Consider the following 18,870-nt stretch of genomic DNA (forward strand, 5'->3'; position numbering starts at 1 on the left):
CAGAATATCAAGGGGGTGATCTGATGCGGCTGGCGCTGGGCATCAGCTACAACGGGCTGGCCTACCAGGGCTGGCAAAGCCAGTCTTCCGGCCAGACGGTGCAAGACAAGCTCGAAAAGGCTTTGAGCGAATTCACCGGCCAGCGGGTGTCGACCCTGTGCGCGGGCCGCACCGATGCCGGTGTCCATGGCCTGATGCAGGTGATCCATTTCGACACACCGGCCCAGCGGCCCGAAGCCAACTGGGTGCGCGGCCCCAATGCCTTGTTGCCGCACGACATCGCGGTGCAATGGGCCAGGGAGGTGCCGCCAGAATTCCATTGCCGCGCCAGCGCGACCTCAAGGCGTTACGCCTATGTGGTGCTCGACTCGCCAGTGCGCCCCAGCATCGACCAGGGCCGCGTCGGCTGGGTCTACCGCCCCTTGAACCTGGAGCGTATGCAACAAGCCGCCCAACACCTGTTGGGTGAACACGACTTCAGCTCGTTTCGCGCCAGCGCCTGCCAGGCCTTGTCACCGGTCAAGACCCTGATGCGTATCGACATCAGCCGCCGGGGTGCCTACTGGCGTTTTGAATTTGAAGCCAATGCCTTTTTGCACCACATGATCCGCAACCTGATGGGCTGTTTGATTTTGATTGGCGATGGTCGCAAAGAGCCCAATTGGATCTTGGAGGTGCTGGCAGCGCGGGACCGCGACGCCGCCGCCCCCACGTTTTCCCCCTATGGCTTGTATTTTGTGGGCCCACGCTACGAGGCGCGCTGGGGCCTGCCAGAACACCCCACCCTGTTAGACGGCCTGCCAGGAGCACTTTGATGATCACCACGTCACCTTCAGCTCAGCTTGTCTCCCCCGCCAGCCGCACCCGCATCAAGATGTGTGGTTTCACGCGGGAGCGGGATGTGGACGCGGCCGTGGCAGCCGGTGCGGATGCGGTCGGTTTTGTGCTGTATGCCAAAAGCCCGCGTTATGTGCCGCTGGAGCGCGCCGCCGAGCTGGCGCGTCGCCTGCCACCTTTTGTCACGCCGGTGCTGCTGTTTGTCAACGAAGACACTGCAAAAATCAGAGCGGCTTGTGCAGGCGTAACGGGGGCTATTGCCCAATTTCATGGTGATGAATCACCGCAGGATTGTTGGGCCGCGTGTGGCTCTGAGGCGCGTCCTTACTTGCGTGCTGCACGAATTCCACTGGGTGACGCCGGGCGTGGCTTTGATCTTCTAAAATTCGCCCAAGATTATTCACAGGCTCAAGCCATTTTGCTGGACGCGCACATTGACGGGTTCGGCGGTGGCGGGCAAACATTCACTTGGTCACTGCTTCCTCCAAACGTCGACGCTCACCTCGTCTTGAGTGGTGGGCTGACCGCTGCCAACGTGATCGATGGCATCAGAGCACTGCGCCCGCGTTGTAAATCGCTGGCGGTGGATGTCAGCTCGGGCATTGAAGTGCCCGGGCACAAAGGCATCAAGGACGCTGACCGCATGTCCGAGTTTGTGACGGCGGTTCGCCAAGCCGACCAGCTCCTGTGTAACAAATAAGCCTCCAGCCCTGATAGATCAAGGGCTGATGGCTATCAAATTTATACCATCATCATGTCTGACTACCAACAACCCGACGCCCGGGGCCACTTTGGCATTTATGGCGGCAGTTTCATCTCCGAGACCCTGACCCACGCGGTCAACGAACTCAAAGAGGCTTACGCCAAATACCAACGCGACCCGGCCTTCATCGCTGAATTCGAGTCCGAGCTGGCGCATTTTGTGGGCCGCCCCTCCCCCATCTACCACGCCGCGCGCATGAGCCGTGAGGTCGGAGGCGCGCAGATCTTCCTCAAACGCGAAGACCTCAACCACACCGGCGCGCACAAGATCAACAACACCATCGGCCAGGCGATGCTGGCCAAACGCATGGGCAAACCCCGCGTGATTGCCGAAACTGGCGCCGGCCAACACGGTGTGGCCACCGCCACCATCTGTGCCCGTTACGGACTCGAATGTGTGGTTTACATGGGCAGCGAAGACGTCAAACGCCAAAGCCCCAACGTTTACCGCATGAAGCTTTTGGGCGCCACCGTGGTGCCCGTCGAGTCAGGCAGCAAGACGCTCAAAGACGCCTTGAACGAAGCCATGCGCGACTGGGTCGCCAATGTCGACAACACCTTCTACATCATCGGCACCGTGGCCGGGCCACACCCCTACCCAATGATGGTGCGCGATTTCCAGAGTGTGATTGGCCAGGAATGCCTGGTGCAGATGCCCGAGATGTTGCAAGCCGCCGGTTGCAGCAGCGCCCAACCCGATGTGGTGGTGGCCTGCGTGGGTGGCGGCTCCAACGCCATGGGCATCTTCTACCCCTACATCGAGTTTGAAGCCACACGGCTGATAGGTGTGGAAGCGGCTGGAGCGGGCATGGACAGCGGCAAACATTCGGCCAGCATCCAGCGCGGCAGCCCGGGTGTGTTGCACGGCAACCGCACCTATGTGCTGCAGGACGACAACGGCCAGGTCACCGAGACCCACAGCATCAGCGCCGGGCTGGATTACCCCGGCGTCGGCCCGGAACACGCGTTTTTGAACGACATCGGTCGCGCCGAATACGTCGGCATCACCGACACCGAGGCGCTGGACGCCTTCCACTACCTGTGTCGCACCGAAGGCATCATCCCGGCGCTCGAATCCAGCCACGCGGTGGCCTACGCGATGAAACTCGCCAAAACCATGCGGCCCGACCAGTCCATTTTGGTCAACCTCTCTGGCCGTGGTGACAAGGACATCGGCACGGTGGCCGATCTGTCGGGGGCCGACTTCTTCTGCCGACCCAGCTGCCAGGGCCAGTCGGTCAAAGGAAATACATCCAATGTGCCGGTAGCCCTTATCCATAAAGGGCAGACAGCTACAGATTCAGGAGTTTCCCAATGAGCCGCATCGCCGCCACCTTCAGCCAGCTCCAGGCACAAGGCCGCAAGGCGCTGATTCCGTTTGTCACCGCCGGTTTTCCGTATGCCGATGTCACCCCCGAACTCATGCACGCGATGGTCGCAGGCGGTGCTGACGTGATTGAACTCGGTGTGCCTTTTTCCGACCCCAGCGCCGACGGCCCGGTGATCCAGAAAGCCGGTGACAAAGCCCTGGCTTTTGGCATTGGCCTGGCCCAGGTGCTCGACATGGTGCGGGTCTTCCGCGCTCAAAATCAGACCACGCCGGTGGTGCTCATGGGTTACGCCAACCCGGTGGAGCGTTACAACCAGAAACACGCCAGTGGCGCCAATGACAGCGCTTTTGTGCAGGATGCCAGCGCCGCCGGGGTAGACGGTGTGTTGATCGTCGACTACCCGCCCGAAGAGTGTGAGGAGTTCGCGGCCGAACTCAAGGCGCACAACATGGACCTGATCTTTTTGCTGGCCCCCACCAGCACCGATGAGCGCATGGCCCAGGTGGCGCGCATCGCCAGCGGTTATGTCTATTACGTGTCACTCAAGGGCGTGACCGGCTCGGGCGCGCTCGACACCGCTGCGGTGGAAGCCATGTTGCCGCGCATCCGCCAGTTTGTGAACGTGCCCGTCGGTGTGGGGTTTGGCATCCGCGACGCGGCCACCGCACAGGCCATCGGCAAGGTGGCAGACGCGGTGGTGATTGGCAGCAAGATCATCCAGCTGATCGACAATCAGCCGCGTGATCAGGTGGCCTGCACCGCGCAAAACTTCCTGCGTGGTGTTCGCAACGCGTTGGATTCATAATCCGCCCTTGACACTTTTACCGGACCGGTGAGCGCCCTGCGGCGCGCCGGGTCCCTGATCCAGAAGGAAAAAAGCATGAGTTGGCTTGAAAAACTGCTTCCCCCCAAAATCCAGCAAACCGATCCCAAAGACCGGCGTGCCGTGCCCGAGGGCCTGTGGATCAAATGCCCGGCCTGTGAAAGCGTGCTCTACAAAACCGATCTGGAGCAGAACCAGAACGTCTGCCCGACCTGCAGCCACCACCACCGCATTGGCGCACGCGCCCGGCTCAACTTCTTCCTGGACAACGAAGGCCGTTACGAAATCGGCCAGGAAGTCTTGCCCGTGGACGCGCTCAAGTTCAAGGACAGCCGCAAATACCCCGAACGCCTGAAAGAAGCGCTGGAAAACACCGGCGAGACCGATGCGCTGGTGGTCATGGGCGGCAGTGTGCTGGGCATTGGCCTGGTGGCGGCGTGTTTTGAATTTGAATTCATGGGCGGCAGCATGGGCAGCGTGGTGGGTGAGCGTTTTGCGCGTGGTGTGCAAGCCGCCATCGACCAGAAGGTGCCCTTTGTGTGCTTCACCGCCACCGGAGGTGCACGCATGCAAGAGGGCCTGCTCTCGCTGATGCAGATGGCCAAGACCAACGCGTCGCTGACCCATCTGGCCAAAAAAGGCCTGCCCTACATCAGTGTCTTGACCGACCCGACCATGGGTGGCGTGAGCGCCGGGTTTGCCTTCTTAGGCGACGTGGTGATGGCTGAACCCAAGGCGCTGATCGGTTTTGCCGGACCGCGCGTGATTGAATCGACGGTGCGCGTGAAGCTGCCCGAAGGTTTCCAACGCGCCGAGTTCCTGCAGACCAAGGGCGCGGTGGACCTGATCTGTGACCGCCGCGAGCTGCGTGCCACCATTGCCAACACCCTGGCCATGCTCACGCGCCAAAGTGCCGACGCGGTCGGTTAAACCCGAGTTCTTTCACCCCGGCAAACATGGCCTCAGACGCATCCTTCGCGGACTACGTCTGTGACCAGATCAGCGGCGCCGGGCCGGTGTCCTCACGCAAGATGTTTGGTGAATACGCCATCTACTGCTGTGGCAAGGTGGTGGCGCTGGTGTGTGACAACCAGCTGTTTGTCAAACCCACCGAGGCCGGGCGCGTATGGATTGGCAGCCCGGTGGAGGCTCAACCCTTTCCCGGGGCCAAACCCTGGTTTCTCGTTGAGGATGCGCTGGACGACCGCCCCTGGATCACCCAGCTGATCCGGCTGACCGAGTTGGAGACGCCAGCCCCCAAACCCAAAGCCGCCAAAAAGGCCAAGGGCAGCAGCCCGTCAAAACGCCAGTAGAGCCGCCGCCTGCAGGTTGCCCAGCACAATGGCCACAATCTGCAAAATCACCAGCAGCGCCAGCGGCGACAGATCCACACCACCAATCAGGGGCAACACGCGCCGGATTGGCACCAGCAAGGGGCTGACCAGCCGCTCCAACACATCGGCGATCACCGAGTTGGTCTGCACCCAGGACAAGACCGCATACACAATCACCGCGCCGGTCATTGCCGACACCGTCATACGCAGCAAGCCAAACAGCGCCAGGATCGGCACCGCAAACAAACCACCGGCCGCACCCGCCAACAGCCACAACAGGCCAAACTCAGCCAGTTGCAACAGAAAAGCCGCCACCAGACTGGCGGTATCGAGCGCACCCACCGACGGGACCACTTTGCGCAGCGGCAGCACAATCCAGTCGGTCAACGCAAACACAAAACGCCCGAGCGGATTGCCCGAGCGCGCCGACATCGGAATCCGCAGGTACTGCATGTACAGGCGCAACAGGCAAGCGCCGCTGAGCAAACCAACAACAACCTCAAGCAGCAGGGTAAAAATTTGGTACAGCATGGTGTCAAAACAAAGCAAGTCAGGTGCGCTGCATCATAGCGACAGCGCGGCACTTTAAAATACGCGGCTTTGCCTTGTCTCCAACCCGCATGCGGGCTTTTGCCCACCTGGCCGCCACCCACTCTTGATTGACGCACATGTCTGAACCCATCACCGCCGCCCCCAGCCCAGCCCCCCAGGACGAGAACCAGCTCATGGCCGAGCGGCGCGACAAACTCAAGGCGCTGCGCCAGGCGCAGGCTGAGGGCAAAGGGGTGGCTTTCCCGAACGACTTTAAACCCGCCAACCACGCCGCCGACCTGTTTGCCACACACGCCGAGCAAACGCCTGAAGCCCTGATCGAGCAAGCCACCACGGCCAAGATCGCCGGGCGCATGATGCTCAAACGTGTGATGGGCAAGGCCAGTTTTGCCACCTTGCAAGACAGCACGGGGCGCATCCAGGTCTACATCAAACGTGACGATGTGGGTGAGGAGGTGTACGCCGCGTTCAAACACTGGGACCTGGGCGACATCGTGGCCGCTGAAGGCACGGTGTTCAAGACCAAGACTGGCGAGTTATCGATCCATGCCAGCAGCATCCGTCTGTTGACCAAAAGCCTGCGCCCGATGCCCGACAAGTTCCACGGCATGGCCGACCAGGAGGTCAAATACCGCCAACGCTATGTCGACCTGATGACCGACGAAGACACGCGCAAGCGTTTTGTGGCGCGCAGCAAGGCGGTCAGTGGCATCCGCGAGTTCATGGTGGCGCACGACTTTCTGGAAGTTGAAACCCCGATGCTGCACCCGATTCCCGGCGGTGCCAACGCCAAGCCCTTCACCACGCACCACAACGCGCTGGACCAGCAGATGTTCCTGCGCATTGCGCCCGAGCTCTACCTCAAGCGGCTGATCGTCGGTGGTTTTGAGCGCGTGTTCGAGATCAACCGCAGTTTCCGCAACGAAGGCATCAGCGTGCGCCACAACCCCGAGTTCACCATGATGGAGTTCTACGCGGCGTACTGGGACTACCAAGACCTGATGACCTTCACCGAAGCGCTGATCCGCGACGCCGCCCAACGCGCCCTGGGCACGCTGCAACTGAGCTACGCAGGTAAACCGGTCGATCTGGCCCCGCCGTTTGAGCGCCTGACCATCCATGAAGCCATCTGCAAATACACCGAGGCTGGCCAGATGCTCGACGACGGCTCGGGCCTGAAGGTCGACAGCGCCGAGTGGTTGCGCTCGGTGCTGCCCAAGCTTGGCATCACCGAAGCCAAACACCATATCTCGACCCGCAGCCTGCCCAGCTTGCAGGTGCTGTATTTCGAGGAAACCGTGGAAGAAAAGCTCTGGCAGCCGACCTTCATCATGGAGCACCCGACCGAAATCTCGCCGCTGGCCCGCGCCAACGACAGCCGCCCCGAAGTGACCGAGCGTTTTGAGCTCTACATCACCGGGCGCGAATTCGGCAATGGTTTCAGCGAGTTGAACGACGCCGAGGAACAAGCGGCCCGCTTCCAGGCCCAGGTGGCCGCCAAAGACAGCGGCGACGACGAAGCCATGTACTACGACCACGACTTCATCCGCGCCCTCGAATACGGCATGCCCCCCACCGGCGGCTGCGGCGTCGGGCTGGATCGGCTGATGATGTTGCTGACCGACAGCAGCAGCATCCGCGACGTGATTCTGTTCCCGGCTTTGCGCCGCGAAGTTTAAGGAAAATTGGCCTCTAGCCCTTACAAATCAAGGGCTGATAGCTATGCATACGATAGTGAACCCAGGTAGCGCACGGCCGCTGCGCTACCTGCAGGGCTACCCTGCGGACACCCTGGCGCAGGTTGAGCAGATGCTGCAACAAGACCGCGTGGCTGACTGGCTGCGCCAAAAGTACCCACAGGGCCACACGGTGCGCACCGACAAGGCGCTGTTTGACTATGTGCAGGCGCTGAAATCCGAGCACCTGCGCGGCGCCGAACCGCTGGCCAAAGTGGCGTTTGACAACAAACTCCAGGTGGTGCAACACGCGCTGGGCACCCACACCACGATCAGCCGGGTGCAAGGCAACAAACTCAAGGCCAAGCGTGAGATCCGCGTGGCCAGCCTGTTCAAACAGGCGCCCGAAGAGTTTTTGAAAATGATCAGCGTGCATGAACTCGCCCACCTCAAGGAACGCCAGCACGACAAGGCGTTTTACCAGCTGTGTACCTACATGGAGCCGCGTTACCACCAGCTCGAGTTTGAGGTGCGGGTGTACCTGACCCACCTGGAAGTGTCGGGAGCGCGGTTGTGGGCCACCGCCACCAGCACGCCCGGTTGAGAGGTGATGGACACAGGCAAGTGGGATCAATCCCTCTACCCTTGCCAAGGGTATCCAGTCGCCGCTCTGTTTAAACCCGCTACACAACACTGTATTTTGAATCTGTCCCAATGAAACGTCTCACCGCCTCCCTCCTGCTGTTTGTGCTGGCCTGTCTGCTGACCGTGGATGCCGCCCGGTTCCCGGACATCCATACCGGCTACACCCAGACCTGCAGCGCCAACGCAGAGTCCACACGCTTCACCGCAGCGCAGACCAAGTTGCAGGTTCAATGCCCCGAAGGCGCCATCAAGATCCAATGCAAGGTCAACACCGAGCTGTGTGCGCTGGTGGACAGCACCAAGCCCACGCTGTCCCATTTGAAACTCATCAAAACCTCCTTCCTGGAGGATCACCTCGTGCTCTCTGCCGTGGTGGATGGTCGAGAGCTCTCGTATCTGTCACCGGTTGAAGAGGCCCTTGCCCGGGCCCACCAGGCCATCTGGATCTACGTGGCACTGCTCTGGCTGGCCTTTGTGCTCAGCTTGTTTCTTTTGAGAAAAAACAAGATTGGCCGCTGGTTGTAGCGTCACCGGCACAGCTGGAGCACCCAAGCGGCACCAGGCCACGCACGCCACCCGACCACGGAAAACAAGGGAAAACCCTAGTAAAATGTGGCTTTTTTGGCACACTTGAGCGAAAGCCAAGGTCGCAAAGCCTCCGGTCTGACACCTGCCACAGGCAGAAAAGACAGCGGGGTTGCCGAACAGGTCGAACACCAGCCACGCTGGCACCACACCTCTTCGCATGGTCACGGTCCGTGGCTGTTTGCCTTACCCGCGCTTTTCCTTTTTTGTTTGCCACCGCTGTCACAGTGTCGGGGCCTGTTAAGAGGCGCCTTGATGTGTTGATGGCATCCACCACAAGGACTGGGTCATCATGGAAAACACCGCGATCAACAACACGGGCTCTGCCAGCCCAACCCCCTCAACCACGCCCCCGCGCGAGTACCTGAGCTTTCAGCTCGGCTCGGTGGAGTACGGCATTGACATCCTCAAGGTGCAGGAGATCCGGGGTTTCGAGACCTCGACCCGGATGTTCAACGCGCCGCCCTACGTCCTGGGGGTGCTCAACATGCGCGGTGTCATCGTGCCAATTCTGGACATGCGCCTGAAGTTCGAGATGGCCGAGGTGGCCTACAACAGCCAGACCGTGACGATTGTGCTCAACGTGGCCAACCGGGTGGTGGGCATGGTGGTGGACGCGGTGCAAGACGTGGTGGCGATCCAGGCAGCGGATGTCAAACCCGCGCCTGATTTCAATGGGGCGGTCAACACCCAGCACATCATCGGTATTGCCACCGTGGAGCAGACCGAACAACAACGCATGCTGGTGCTGCTGGACATCGAAAAACTCATGTCCAGTGCCGACATGGGGCTGGTGGCTGATGCCAACGTCTGATATTTCGTTATTTGGAGTAGTTTCTTGTCAAGTTTACGCAACATAAAAATCGCCACCCGTCTGGCATTGGGTTTTGGTTTGGTGATTCTGATCGGCATCGTGATCGCCGCCTTTTCAGCGTGGGAGATGCGCGCACTGGCATCGCAGTTGGACCTGGTGGCCAATGAGCGCATGGTCAAGGTGTCACAGTTCAGCACCCTAAAAGACAACTACAACGCCGCCGCTCTCTATGCGCGCAATGCCGTCATCATCAACGACCCCGATTTCCAGGAAGGTGAGAAGAAAAAAATTGCCGATCTGCGTGCGGTCAATGCAGATATCCAGAGCAAGTTGGAAAAAGAAATCGTCGTTCCCAAAGCCGTTGAACTGCTGAAGATCACCAGCGATAAACGGGACGCCTACAACGCCGCCATTGACCGGGTCATAGACATGGCAGAAAAGGGTCAACAAACCGGGGCGGGGGCCGTGCTGATTGGGGAGGTTCTTCCCTTGCAGATTCCGATTTTCAAGGCCCTGGACGATTCACGGGCAATGCAGGACGAACTGGCAAGCAGTCTGGCCAAAGAGGCGATGGCCTCCGCAACCGCAGATGCCCTCCTGATGGTGGTCTGTGCCACGCTGATGCTGCTGATTGGCGGCACGGTGGCCTGGCTGATCACGCGTGACCTGTCACGCGCCCTGGGTGCCGAGCCCCGCGCCCTGTCCGAGGTGGCGACCCGTGTGGCTGATGGCGACCTCAGCGTGCGTCTGCCCTTGCGCAGCGGCGACAGCAGCAGCGTCATGGCCAATCTGGCACGTATGCAAGCGGCTTTGGTCAAGGTTGTCAGCACCGTGCGCCAGGGCTCCGAATCGGTCTCCACCGCCAGCGCCGAAATCGCCCAGGGCAACCATGACTTGTCTTCACGCACCGAGTCCCAGGCCAGCGCCCTGGAACAAACCGCCGCCTCCATGGAAGAACTCGGCTCCACCGTCAAACAAAACGCCGACAACGCCCGTCAAGCCAACCAGCTCGCCCAAAACGCCAGCTCGGTGGCCATCAAGGGCGGTGAAGTCGTCGCCCAGGTGGTCGACACCATGAAGGGCATCAACGAATCGAGCCGCAAGATCAGCGACATCATCAGCGTGATCGATGGCATCGCTTTCCAGACCAACATCCTCGCGTTGAATGCTGCTGTCGAAGCCGCTCGTGCGGGTGAACAGGGCCGTGGTTTTGCGGTGGTGGCCAGCGAGGTGCGCAGTCTGGCCGGGCGCAGTGCCGAAGCCGCCAAAGAAATCAAGACCCTGATCAGCGCCAGTGTGGAGCGCGTTGAACAAGGCACAGCTTTGGTCGATCAGGCCGGTACCACCATGACCGAGGTCGTGGCCTCCATTCGCCGGGTCAACGACATCATGGGCGAGATCAGCGCCGCCAGCGTCGAACAAAGCCAGGGTGTAGGCCAGGTGGGTGAAGCCATCCAGCAGATGGACCAGGCCACCCAGCAAAACGCAGCCTTGGTCGAAGAGATGGCGGCGGCTGCATCCAGCCTCAAGAGCCAGGCGCAGGACCTGGTGGGCACGGTGGCGGTGTTCAAACTGGCAGCGGGGCAGGACAGCGGGTACGCAACCGCAACACCCACGCCACCACCCAGTCTGGCCACCCCGGTCAGCCACAACACCCCCAAGCAACTCGCCAGCAGCCGCCAAGCCGCCACCAAGGCAGCGCCCCAGGCAGCCGCCTTGACCCATGACAGCGACAACAAAGCGGGTGGTTCTCAGGATTGGGAGAGCTTCTGATTCGGGCGGCTGTGCCTCAGCCGCGTCAGGGCAGACATCGGCCGTCCAGCGCACCACCTGCAGGTTGAAGAGAAATTGGCCTCCAGCCCTGATTGATAAAGGGCTGGTAGCTACTTAAAAGCTAGTGGCCAACACCCACTCTTCAGACCAGCACCGCCTCCACCGGGCGGCGCAAAGACCTGGGCAGGCTTGATCTGCCGCAAGAGCAGGCGCGATAACCGCCCTGGCAAACTGAAAGCTTCGTGTCAGCAACTACACTCCTCGGCTGTTCTAGTCGACCCAGTTAGGTAGCTTTTGGAAACGCATCCGTATTTTTCCCGGCGCAACGTGGTGATTGTGCTGGCGTGTTTTGCTTGTATGTTGTGGGGCAGTGCCTACCCGGCCATCAAAAGTGGCTACGCGCTGTTTGCCATTGCCGCCGACGACATTCCCACCAAGATGGTGTTTGCCGGCTACCGGTTTGTGATTGCCGGTGTGTTGCTGCTGCTCATGGCAGTGGCCACACGCCGCCCGATCTTTGACCTGAGCTGGCACAAGCTGCGCCAGATCACCGCCCTGGGCCTGACCCAGACGGCGGTGCAGTACGTGTTTTTCTACATTGGCCTGGCCTACACCACCGGCGTCAAGGGCTCGATCATGAACGCCACCGGCACCTTCTTCAGTGTGCTGCTGGCCCATTTCATCTACAAAAACGACCGCCTGAGCTGGAACAAGGCCATTGGCTGCCTGGTGGGCTTTGTGGGCGTGATGGTGGTCAATTTCGACAAGAGCCTGCTGGACTTCCAGTTCACGCTGCTGGGTGAAGGTTTTGTGGTGATTGCGGCCTTCATCCTGTCGGCGGCTTCGATTTACGGTAAAAAAGTCTCGCAAGACATGGATTCGATTGTGCTGACCGGCTACCAACTGGCGCTGGGTGGTGTGGTGCTGGTGCTGGCGGGTTACCTGTTTGGCGGGGTCTTGACCGGCTTCACCTGGAAGTCCTCGGCGCTGCTGTTTTACCTGGCGCTGATGTCCTCGGTGGCGTTTGGCCTGTGGACCATTTTGCTCAAGTACAACCGGGTCGGGATGGTGACCATTTTCAACTTCTTGATCCCGGTGTTTGGCGCCCTGCTGTCCGCCGCCTTCCTGGGTGAGAGCATTCTGGAGTGGAAAAACATGCTGGCCCTGGTGCTGGTGTGCTCCGGCATTTTCCTGGTGACCAAGGAAAGCCGCGGCACCTGAGGTGTGCCAAGCAGTACCCAGCCCCAGCCAGGAGGGTATGGGCACTCAGCGCAGCGGCTTGAGCAGATCAGACAAACCGTTGTGGTCGATCTCGTGCATGAGGGTCAGCAGGCGGCCAATCTCGCCCTTGGGTGTGCCCTGGTTGACAAACCAGCGCAGGTAGTCACCCGGCAGGTCGGCAATCAGGCGGCCCTTGTGTTTGCCAAAGGGCATGGTGCGGGTCACCAGCAGTTGCAGGTCTTCGGGATTCATCGGGTGGAGGTGGGTTGGTTCAGCCACCCGCGCGTTTGACCTTGTGGCCCTGCGCCTGCAGCAACGCCATCACACGTTCGCAGTGGTCTCCCTGCACCTCGATCACGCCGTCTTTCACGGTGCCACCCGAGCCACAGGCAGCTTTAAGTTGTTTGCCCAAGGCCACCAGCGCCGCATCGTCGAGCGCCAGCCCTTTGACCAGGGTGACGCCTTTGCCAGCGCGGCCTTTGGTCTCGCGCGAGACACGCACAATGCCGTCGCCCGCCGGCCGGGCTTTGGCGCTGGTACACACACAAGAGGCCACCGGATGACGGCAGGCCGGGCACATGCGGCCACTGTCGGTGCTGTACACCAGGCCGCCGCTGGAAGGTTTGGAGATCATGAAAGCGGGTGAGTGAAAATGGGGAGCCGTGATTGTCCAACACCGGTGCCAGCGCGGCACCTCTCTGGCGTGTCAGATGCTTCGTTTAGTGTAGTGACTGACCCAATCAGAATAAGGGCTGGATGCCAAAATCACGTTTATTTTTTCAAAACAACAGGAAGATTCTGCATGTCACGTCAAAGCATCTGGGCACCCAAGGTACTGGCTCTGATCAAGGGCGGCAACAGCACTGCGGCGATTGCCCAGATCAAGGTCGCCCCCACCGTGAAAGACCTGCAGGACTTGCGCAAGCTGCTGGCCAGCGGCGGGCTGCTCAAAGCCCACCCGAATGTGGACGCCGCCACCACCGACATGATCGCCCTGCTGTCGGCGCCACGGCTGCACCGCTCGCCCTGAGCGTCAGGGCAGCAGATCCAGCGCCTGCATGTAGGCAGGCTGCACCATCAGGTCGTCCCAGGCGGTGGCCGGACCACGCGGCAACAGCGCCAGGCGGCGCTCTTCGCTGGCGTCCAGCGGCTGCCAGTGGCCGCGGTAATGGGCCTTGGTCAGTCCGTCAATCAGGGCATCAATCTCGGCACCGTCTCCCAGCGACTGGTTGCATAAGAGCACCTGGTCACAACCCGCATTCAGCGCGGCCAGCGCGGCCTGGGTGGTGCTGACGGCTTGGCCGTCAATCACCCGGGCGCCCGCCATGGACAAATCGTCGCTGAAGATCACGCCGGTGAAACCCAGCTGGCCACGCAGGATGTCGTTGAGCCATTTGCTGGAGAACCCGGCGGCGCGGGTGTCCACCCTGGGGTAAACCACATGCGCGGGCATGACGCTGGACAGGCTGTTGCCCAGCCACTGGTAAGGCGCGGCGTCGTCCTTGAGGATGGCCTGCAGGCTGCGGGTGTCGACCGGGATGTCGGTGTGGGAGTCGGCCTGCACATAACCGTGACCAGGAAAGTGTTTGCCGCAGTTGGCCATGCCCGCTTGTAGCAGGCCATACATCAAACTCTTGGCCAGCAGGCTGACCACCCGCGCGTCAGCATCGAAGGCGCGGTCACCAATGACACCGCTGACGCCGTGGTCCAGATCCAGCACCGGGGTGAAGCTCAAGTCGATGCCACAGGCGCGCAATTCGGCGCCCAGCACATACCCACAGGCGGTGGCGGCTGCCGTGGCGTACATCGCCGCTGCGCCCTCTTGCGCCTTGCTGGGGTGGCGCCACAAGGCGCCCAGCGCCGACATCGGGGGCAGATGGGTGAAGCCGTCGGTCTTGAAGCGCTGCACCCGGCCGCCTTCGTGGTCAACACAGATCAGCAGGTCTTTGCGGACCTTTTTGATGCTGCGGCACAACTCGGTGAGCTGCTCGCGGCTCTCCCAGTTGCGGGCAAACAGAATCAGGCCCCCCACCAGCGGGTGCTTCAGACGCTTTTTGTCGACTTTGGAGAGTTCAGTTCCGGCGATGTCGATGATCAGGGGGGCATGAAAGTTCATGGAATATTCCTTATTTTTGATAGCTACCAGCCCTTATGTAATATGGGCTAGAGGCCAATTTAACCCTTCACTTCCACAACGCAGAAGCTGGCGGCGTAATCGGTCTCGTCGGTCACGGTAATGTGCGCACTTAAACCCCGGCTGTCAAACCAGTCTCTCAACGCACCGTGCAACACAATCATCGGCTGGCCACTGGGCAGGTTGGTTATTTCACAGTGGCGCCAGGTCATCGGCATCACCATGCCCAGACCAATGGCTTTGGAGAACGATTCCTTGGCGCTGAAGCGGGTGGCCAGGTAACGCACACCGCGCTCGGGCCAGCGCTGGCTGCGCGCCTGCCAGGTGGCGTATTCAGCCTCGGAGAGCACCCGCTTGGCAAAACGCTCACCGTGGCGCGCCAGACTGGCCTGGATGCGCCGCACGTCGCAGATGTCTGTACCAATGCCGTAGATCATGGGGCGCGTCTTGGGTGGGGTGAGGCTCAGCCCGCGCGATACTGCGGGGCCGCCTGGGCAATGCAGCGCAGGTAGTCCTTGATCGTGGCCTCGTAACCGAGCTCCAGCGCGTCGGCAATCAGCGCGTGGCCGATCGACACCTCGCTGATGCCAGGCACCTGGCTCACAAAGGCGCTGAGGTTGTCGCGGCTGAGGTCATGGCCGGCGTTGACACCCAGGCCAGCGTCCAGCGCGGCTTGGGCAGCGCGGGCAAAACGCGCCAGCTGTGTGGCTTGCTGCGCTGTGCCCCAGGCGGCGGCATAAGGCTCTGTGTAGAGCTCTACCCGATCCGCCCCCACCGCCTTGGCGGCCGCCATGGCCTCGGGCTCGGCATCCATGAACAGGCTCACGCGCACACCCCAGGCATGGGCCTGGTCGATCAGCGGCTTGAGCCGCGCCGCATCTTGCGGAAACGTCCAGCCGTGGTCACTGGTGAACTGGCCCTCGCCATCGGGCACAAAGGTCACCTGGTGCACCGGCAGTTTGAGCGCCACCAGATTCCCCACCACGTCCATCAGGTTGTGCAAAGGGTTGCCTTCGATGTTGTATTCACGATCGGGCCAGGCTTGCAACAAGGTACCCAGCTCGGTCACGTCGGTGCCGCGGATGTGGCGCTCATCTGGGCGCGGGTGCACGGTGATGCCATGGGCACCGGCTTGTAAACACAGGGTGGCAGCGCGGGTCAGGCTGGGAATCCCCAGGTGGCGGGTGTTGCGCACGGTGGCGACTTTGTTGAGGTTGACAGACAGTGCGGTGGTTTTCATAGGTTTTGCAAATCAATCATCACTTGGCGGGTGCGCAGGGCACTCACCCCGCAATGGTAATTGAGCAGCTTGCGCAGCTGCGGCTTGAGCGCTGAGGCCACCTCGGCACAGGCGCGCAGCACGGTGGTGAAGGCCACGCGTGCGCCCAACACTTGCTGCAGCGTGGCCCACTGCGCACCGGTCAAACTGGCGCGGTCACCCTCACCGGCCTGGCGCAGGCCACCTTCGGGCACCAGGCTGTAAGACTCTTCAGGGTGCAAGGCCAGCAGCGTCATGGTTTGGGCGTCGAGCAGCGGCAGCAAGCCCACCTCGCGCAGCAGCAGCAACTCGAACGCACGCAGGGCCGATTCCAGCACCTCGCCGTGTTCGCTGGCAATCACCGCCACCACGTTGGCATACAGGTCAAACAACGCGGGGTGTGGGTCTTCACGCGCCAACAGGTTCAGCAGCAACTCGTTGAGGTAATAACCCGACATCAGCGCGTCACCCGTGGGCATAACGTGGCCACCTTGCCACTCGGCGGCTTTGAGGGTTTTGATCTCGGCATCGCCACCAAAGGCCAGATGCAAGGGTTGCAGCGGCAGCAGGATCGGGCGAAAGCTCGAACTCGGCCGTTTCACGCCTTTGGCCACCAGCGCCAGACGCCCATGGTGGCGCGTGAACACCTCCAGGATCAGGCTGGTTTCGCTCCAGTCATACCGGTGCAGCACAAAGGCGGGTTCGTCAGAGATGCGTTTGCTGGCCACCGGGAAAAAGCCCCAAAAGAATCATGGGTAAAAATCCGTCCTGGAAATTACCAAAAATAAACACAAGGTATATTTGTGACTCGTTAGTTCAATTTTTAACCAGGAGAGTACATCATGAATGAAGCCAAGCTGCGAAATCTGGATCGTGCTGTTATGTGGGCCGTTGCGGCCATCAGCCTGGTCCCTCTGATGCCTTACGCCATCAACGGTCTGATCGGATGACCCGACCAACGGCGAACGGCGATACAAGGCGGCGCAAGCCGCCTTGTTACTTTGGGCCCCCATACACTAGCCCGCCGCAGGCCTATTCGTAACCGAACGAGCGCACACGCGCCTCGTCGTCGGCCCAGCCAGAGCGCACCTTGACCCACATCTCGATGAACACCTTGCAGTCCAGCAGTTTCTCGAGTTCGACACGGGTTTCCATGCCAATGCGTTTGATACGCTCGCCCTTGTCACCAATCACCATCGCCTTGTGGCCATCACGCTCCACCACAATGGTCGCGGCGATACGTAACAGGCGTTTCTGGCCTTTCTTGGCCGGTGGCTCTTCGTCAAATTTGTCGATCACCACGGTGGAGGTGTAGGGCAACTCGTCACCGGTCAGGCGGAACAACTTTTCGCGCACCATCTCGCTGGCCATGAAACGTTCGCTGCGATCGGTCAGCTCGTCAGCGGCGTACCACCAGGCTTGTTCGGGCAGATACTTGGCGCAGATGTCGAGCAGGCGCTCGATGTCCTTGCTGTTTTTGGCCGACATCGGCACAAACTCGGTGAAGGCGTGTTTGGCCTGCATCTCCTGCAGCCAGGGCGCGATGTCGCCACGGCGGTGTACGTTGTCGAGTTTGTTGGCGATCAGCAAAGTTGGGATGTTCTTGCCCAGCAGCGCCAGCACCCGTGCATCGGCCGGGGTGAAGCTACCCGCCTCCACCACAAACAGAATCAGGTCCACATCGGCCACCGCACCCACCACCGTCTTATTGAGTGATTTGTTGAGTGCATTGCCGTGGATGGTCTGAAAACCGGGGGTGTCGACAAACACATACTGCGTTGGCCCCACGGTGTGCATGCCGGTGATGCGGTGGCGTGTGGTTTGTGCCTTGCGCGAGGTGATGCTGATCTTTTGCCCCACCAGCGCATTGAGCAGGGTCGACTTGCCCACATTGGGCTTGCCCACGATGGCGATCAGGCCACAGCGCTGGCCCTCAACCGGCGCTTGCTGCGGTCCGGCCGGGCGCATGTCGCGGTGCAGGCCAGCCAGCATCGCTTCCAAGTCATTTGGGGTTGTAGCCCCCGTGTCGTCTGGCTCAGTAGCTTTGTTTTTTGTAGTGCTCATTGGGCGCCTTTGGTTTTGAGTGTGTGCAACATGGCGGTGGCGGCGGCTTGTTCACCCGCGCGACGGGTACCGCCAGAACCCCGCGCGCTCAGATGCATTTCAGCAATTTCGCATTCGACCTCAAAGGTCTGCTTGTGGGCCGCACCCAGGGTGCTCAGCACCTTGTAACTGGGCACTTTCATACGCCGGGCTTGCAGCCATTCCTGCAACTCGGTTTTGGGGTCTTTGCCCATAGCGGCCATGGCCGGGCTGATCTCATGCGATGCATAGAGCCGCTTGACCAAGGCTTGTGCTGCCGCAAAACCCCCATCCAGATACACCGCACCAATCACCGCCTCCAGCGCATCCGCCAGAATGGATGGGCGCTTTTGCCCGCCGGAGCGCAATTCGCCCTCACCCAGCAACAACACCTCGGGCAAACCCAGTTTCACCGCCAGCGGGTGCAGGGCTTCCTGGCGCACCAGACCGGCCCGCACCCGTGACAAATCGCCTTCGGGCAGCGCACTCAGGCGCTGGTACAAGAGGTCCGCCACACACATGCCCAGCACAGAGTCCCCCAGAAACTCCAAACGCTCGTTGTGGTCTGCAGAATAACTGCGGTGTGTCGTGGCCAGTTTGAGCAGGCTCAGGTCTGAGAAGGTGTACTGCAGGCGTTGTTGCAACGCTGCCAAGTCGGCGCTCAAACCCGCACCCCGGTGTTGGTTTTATTTGGATCGACCCGCATATTTCATCGTCAGATAGGCCGGGCCAGCCAGGTGGATTTCACGCTGGTAGGCAAAACTCACCACCACCTTGTCGTTTTCTTTGGTGACATCGATGTCCTTGCCGCTGACCGAACTGATGTTGTCAATGGCTGCGGCCTTGTCAAAAATGCTGCGCACTTCGACCACCGTGTTACCTTCAGCCGCCTTTTGTGCAGCCTTGAGCACCGCCTGGTATTCAATCGCCGTGGGAATGATCTGCGCCACCACCACACCGGTCACAGCCAGCACCGCAGCCACAAACAGAAAGCCGATGAACGAGAAACCCCGTTGACCTGATGTGACGAAGCGCGTCATGGA

At 60.8% G+C, this 18,870-nt stretch carries 23 protein-coding genes and 1 riboswitch; of the genes, 13 read left to right on the plus strand and 10 right to left on the minus strand.

All coding sequences use genetic code 11. The features are described from left to right. Positions 1-23 precede the first annotated feature (23 nt). From truA to RF819_RS05540, 6 genes are all read left to right on the plus strand, one after another. On the plus strand, positions 24-815 hold the full coding sequence (gene truA, locus RF819_RS05515) for a tRNA pseudouridine(38-40) synthase TruA (RefSeq protein WP_078364046.1): 792 nt from the start codon (positions 24-26) through the stop codon (positions 813-815). Next, positions 815-1,537, plus strand: coding sequence for a phosphoribosylanthranilate isomerase (locus tag RF819_RS05520; RefSeq protein ID WP_078364047.1), 723 nt, complete (start codon positions 815-817; stop codon positions 1,535-1,537). The genes truA and RF819_RS05520 overlap by 1 nt, the downstream gene beginning before the upstream one ends. Before the next feature lie 54 nt (positions 1,538-1,591). Then, complete coding sequence (gene trpB / locus RF819_RS05525) at positions 1,592-2,917, plus strand: tryptophan synthase subunit beta (RefSeq protein ID WP_078364048.1); 1,326 nt, start codon at positions 1,592-1,594, stop codon at positions 2,915-2,917. Continuing rightward, positions 2,914-3,735 carry a tryptophan synthase subunit alpha gene (gene trpA / locus RF819_RS05530; RefSeq protein ID WP_078364049.1) on the plus strand — a complete coding sequence of 274 codons (822 nt, stop codon included), beginning with the start codon at positions 2,914-2,916 and terminating at the stop codon, positions 3,733-3,735. The genes trpB and trpA overlap by 4 nt, the downstream gene beginning before the upstream one ends. Before the next feature lie 75 nt (positions 3,736-3,810). After that, a complete protein-coding gene (gene accD / locus RF819_RS05535; RefSeq protein WP_078366788.1) occupies positions 3,811-4,683 on the plus strand; it encodes an acetyl-CoA carboxylase, carboxyltransferase subunit beta in 873 nt (290 codons plus the stop codon). Positions 4,684-4,709: 26 nt separating this feature from the next. Further along, the gene (locus RF819_RS05540; RefSeq protein ID WP_078364050.1) at positions 4,710-5,066 is read left to right on the plus strand and encodes a TfoX/Sxy family protein; all 357 of its coding nucleotides are present in this window, start codon (positions 4,710-4,712) and stop codon (positions 5,064-5,066) included. On the opposite strand, the gene RF819_RS05545 is transcribed toward RF819_RS05540, so the two are convergent. After that, the gene (locus tag RF819_RS05545; RefSeq protein ID WP_078364051.1) at positions 5,052-5,618 is read right to left on the minus strand and encodes a YggT family protein; all 567 of its coding nucleotides are present in this window, start codon (positions 5,616-5,618) and stop codon (positions 5,052-5,054) included. The genes RF819_RS05540 and RF819_RS05545 overlap by 15 nt on opposite strands. A 137-nt stretch (positions 5,619-5,755) precedes the next feature. Here RF819_RS05545 and lysS point away from each other — a divergent pair, with 137 nt between their 5' ends. The 6 genes from lysS (at position 5,756) to RF819_RS05575 (ending at position 12,353) form a co-directional block, all read left to right on the plus strand. Continuing rightward, entirely contained in the window at positions 5,756-7,318 is a 1,563-nt protein-coding gene (lysS, locus tag RF819_RS05550; protein ID WP_078366789.1) for a lysine--tRNA ligase, read from the plus strand. Positions 7,319-7,361: 43 nt separating this feature from the next. After that, positions 7,362-7,919, plus strand: a complete 558-nt coding sequence (locus RF819_RS05555) for a YgjP-like metallopeptidase domain-containing protein (RefSeq protein ID WP_078364052.1) — start codon at positions 7,362-7,364, stop codon at positions 7,917-7,919. Positions 7,920-8,029: 110 nt separating this feature from the next. Next, entirely contained in the window at positions 8,030-8,485 is a 456-nt protein-coding gene (locus tag RF819_RS05560) for a hypothetical protein (protein ID WP_078364053.1), read from the plus strand. Positions 8,486-8,573: 88 nt separating this feature from the next. Then, positions 8,574-8,665: riboswitch (cyclic di-GMP riboswitch) on the plus strand. A gap of 172 nt (positions 8,666-8,837) precedes the next feature. Beyond that, on the plus strand, positions 8,838-9,359 hold the full coding sequence (locus tag RF819_RS05565; RefSeq protein ID WP_078364054.1) for a chemotaxis protein CheW: 522 nt from the start codon (positions 8,838-8,840) through the stop codon (positions 9,357-9,359). 24 nt (positions 9,360-9,383) lie between these two features. After that, positions 9,384-11,132 (plus strand): methyl-accepting chemotaxis protein, encoded by a 1,749-nt coding sequence (locus RF819_RS21875; RefSeq protein ID WP_078364055.1) that lies wholly within the window; start codon positions 9,384-9,386, stop codon positions 11,130-11,132. 294 nt (positions 11,133-11,426) lie between these two features. Then, positions 11,427-12,353, plus strand: a complete 927-nt coding sequence (locus RF819_RS05575) for a DMT family transporter (RefSeq protein WP_078364056.1) — start codon at positions 11,427-11,429, stop codon at positions 12,351-12,353. Positions 12,354-12,398: 45 nt separating this feature from the next. Here the strand turns inward: RF819_RS05575 and RF819_RS05580 are convergent, their stop codons facing one another. Continuing rightward, on the minus strand, positions 12,399-12,605 hold the full coding sequence (locus RF819_RS05580) for a DUF3820 family protein (RefSeq protein WP_078364057.1): 207 nt from the start codon (positions 12,603-12,605) through the stop codon (positions 12,399-12,401). A 19-nt stretch (positions 12,606-12,624) separates the two neighbouring features. Next, positions 12,625-12,987 carry a translation initiation factor Sui1 gene (locus RF819_RS05585; RefSeq protein ID WP_078364058.1) on the minus strand — a complete coding sequence of 121 codons (363 nt, stop codon included), beginning with the start codon at positions 12,985-12,987 and terminating at the stop codon, positions 12,625-12,627. A gap of 168 nt (positions 12,988-13,155) precedes the next feature. On the opposite strand from RF819_RS05585, the gene RF819_RS05590 reads away from it, so the two are divergent. Beyond that, the gene (locus RF819_RS05590; RefSeq protein ID WP_078364059.1) at positions 13,156-13,383 is read left to right on the plus strand and encodes a hypothetical protein; all 228 of its coding nucleotides are present in this window, start codon (positions 13,156-13,158) and stop codon (positions 13,381-13,383) included. 3 nt (positions 13,384-13,386) lie between these two features. Here RF819_RS05590 and nagZ read toward each other — a convergent pair whose 3' ends face one another. The 7 genes from nagZ to RF819_RS05625 form a co-directional block, all read right to left on the minus strand. Next, positions 13,387-14,469, minus strand: coding sequence for a beta-N-acetylhexosaminidase (nagZ, locus tag RF819_RS05595; RefSeq protein WP_078364060.1), 1,083 nt, complete (start codon positions 14,467-14,469; stop codon positions 13,387-13,389). Positions 14,470-14,528: 59 nt separating this feature from the next. Then, positions 14,529-14,924, minus strand: coding sequence for a holo-ACP synthase (gene acpS, locus RF819_RS05600; RefSeq protein WP_078364061.1), 396 nt, complete (start codon positions 14,922-14,924; stop codon positions 14,529-14,531). Positions 14,925-14,950: 26 nt separating this feature from the next. Next, positions 14,951-15,727: a pyridoxine 5'-phosphate synthase gene (locus RF819_RS05605; RefSeq protein WP_078364062.1), complete on the minus strand. Its 777-nt coding sequence runs from the start codon at positions 15,725-15,727 to the stop codon at positions 14,951-14,953. Continuing rightward, positions 15,724-16,473, minus strand: a complete 750-nt coding sequence (gene recO / locus RF819_RS05610) for a DNA repair protein RecO (protein ID WP_078364063.1) — start codon at positions 16,471-16,473, stop codon at positions 15,724-15,726. Before recO ends, RF819_RS05605 begins: the two co-directional genes overlap by 4 nt. A 304-nt stretch (positions 16,474-16,777) precedes the next feature. After that, positions 16,778-17,713, minus strand: a complete 936-nt coding sequence (gene era, locus RF819_RS05615; RefSeq protein WP_242472917.1) for a GTPase Era — start codon at positions 17,711-17,713, stop codon at positions 16,778-16,780. Positions 17,714-17,805: 92 nt separating this feature from the next. Next, positions 17,806-18,492: a ribonuclease III gene (gene rnc, locus RF819_RS05620; RefSeq protein ID WP_078364065.1), complete on the minus strand. Its 687-nt coding sequence runs from the start codon at positions 18,490-18,492 to the stop codon at positions 17,806-17,808. Positions 18,493-18,513: 21 nt separating this feature from the next. Next, the gene (locus RF819_RS05625; protein ID WP_078364066.1) at positions 18,514-18,867 is read right to left on the minus strand and encodes a DUF4845 domain-containing protein; all 354 of its coding nucleotides are present in this window, start codon (positions 18,865-18,867) and stop codon (positions 18,514-18,516) included. Positions 18,868-18,870: the final 3 nt, after the last annotated feature.

The organism is Rhodoferax fermentans (assembly GCF_002017865.1).
Taxonomy (GTDB): domain Bacteria; phylum Pseudomonadota; class Gammaproteobacteria; order Burkholderiales; family Burkholderiaceae_C; genus Rhodoferax; species Rhodoferax fermentans.

Bases quoted from the DNA above. Each gene is read 5' to 3' on its own strand.
- RF819_RS05545 (WP_078364051.1), bottom strand. From the start codon at position 5,618: ATGCTGTACCAAATTTTTACCCTGCTGCTTGAGGTTGTTGTTGGTTTG.
- RF819_RS05555 (WP_078364052.1), top strand. From the start codon at position 7,362: ATGCATACGATAGTGAACCCAGGTAGCGCACGGCCGCTGCGCTACCTG.
- trpB (WP_078364048.1), top strand. From the start codon at position 1,592: ATGTCTGACTACCAACAACCCGACGCCCGGGGCCACTTTGGCATTTAT.
- acpS (WP_078364061.1), bottom strand. From the start codon at position 14,924: ATGATCTACGGCATTGGTACAGACATCTGCGACGTGCGGCGCATCCAG.
- trpA (WP_078364049.1), top strand. From the start codon at position 2,914: ATGAGCCGCATCGCCGCCACCTTCAGCCAGCTCCAGGCACAAGGCCGC.
- RF819_RS05605 (WP_078364062.1), bottom strand. From the start codon at position 15,727: ATGAAAACCACCGCACTGTCTGTCAACCTCAACAAAGTCGCCACCGTG.
- RF819_RS05560 (WP_078364053.1), top strand. From the start codon at position 8,030: ATGAAACGTCTCACCGCCTCCCTCCTGCTGTTTGTGCTGGCCTGTCTG.
- accD (WP_078366788.1), top strand. From the start codon at position 3,811: ATGAGTTGGCTTGAAAAACTGCTTCCCCCCAAAATCCAGCAAACCGAT.
- RF819_RS05520 (WP_078364047.1), top strand. From the start codon at position 815: ATGATCACCACGTCACCTTCAGCTCAGCTTGTCTCCCCCGCCAGCCGC.
- era (WP_242472917.1), bottom strand. From the start codon at position 17,713: ATGCGCCCGGCCGGACCGCAGCAAGCGCCGGTTGAGGGCCAGCGCTGT.
- RF819_RS05585 (WP_078364058.1), bottom strand. From the start codon at position 12,987: ATGATCTCCAAACCTTCCAGCGGCGGCCTGGTGTACAGCACCGACAGT.
- RF819_RS05625 (WP_078364066.1), bottom strand. From the start codon at position 18,867: ATGACGCGCTTCGTCACATCAGGTCAACGGGGTTTCTCGTTCATCGGC.
- RF819_RS05580 (WP_078364057.1), bottom strand. From the start codon at position 12,605: ATGAATCCCGAAGACCTGCAACTGCTGGTGACCCGCACCATGCCCTTT.
- RF819_RS05590 (WP_078364059.1), top strand. From the start codon at position 13,156: ATGTCACGTCAAAGCATCTGGGCACCCAAGGTACTGGCTCTGATCAAG.
- lysS (WP_078366789.1), top strand. From the start codon at position 5,756: ATGTCTGAACCCATCACCGCCGCCCCCAGCCCAGCCCCCCAGGACGAG.
- nagZ (WP_078364060.1), bottom strand. From the start codon at position 14,469: ATGAACTTTCATGCCCCCCTGATCATCGACATCGCCGGAACTGAACTC.
- truA (WP_078364046.1), top strand. From the start codon at position 24: ATGCGGCTGGCGCTGGGCATCAGCTACAACGGGCTGGCCTACCAGGGC.
- RF819_RS05565 (WP_078364054.1), top strand. From the start codon at position 8,838: ATGGAAAACACCGCGATCAACAACACGGGCTCTGCCAGCCCAACCCCC.
- RF819_RS05540 (WP_078364050.1), top strand. From the start codon at position 4,710: ATGGCCTCAGACGCATCCTTCGCGGACTACGTCTGTGACCAGATCAGC.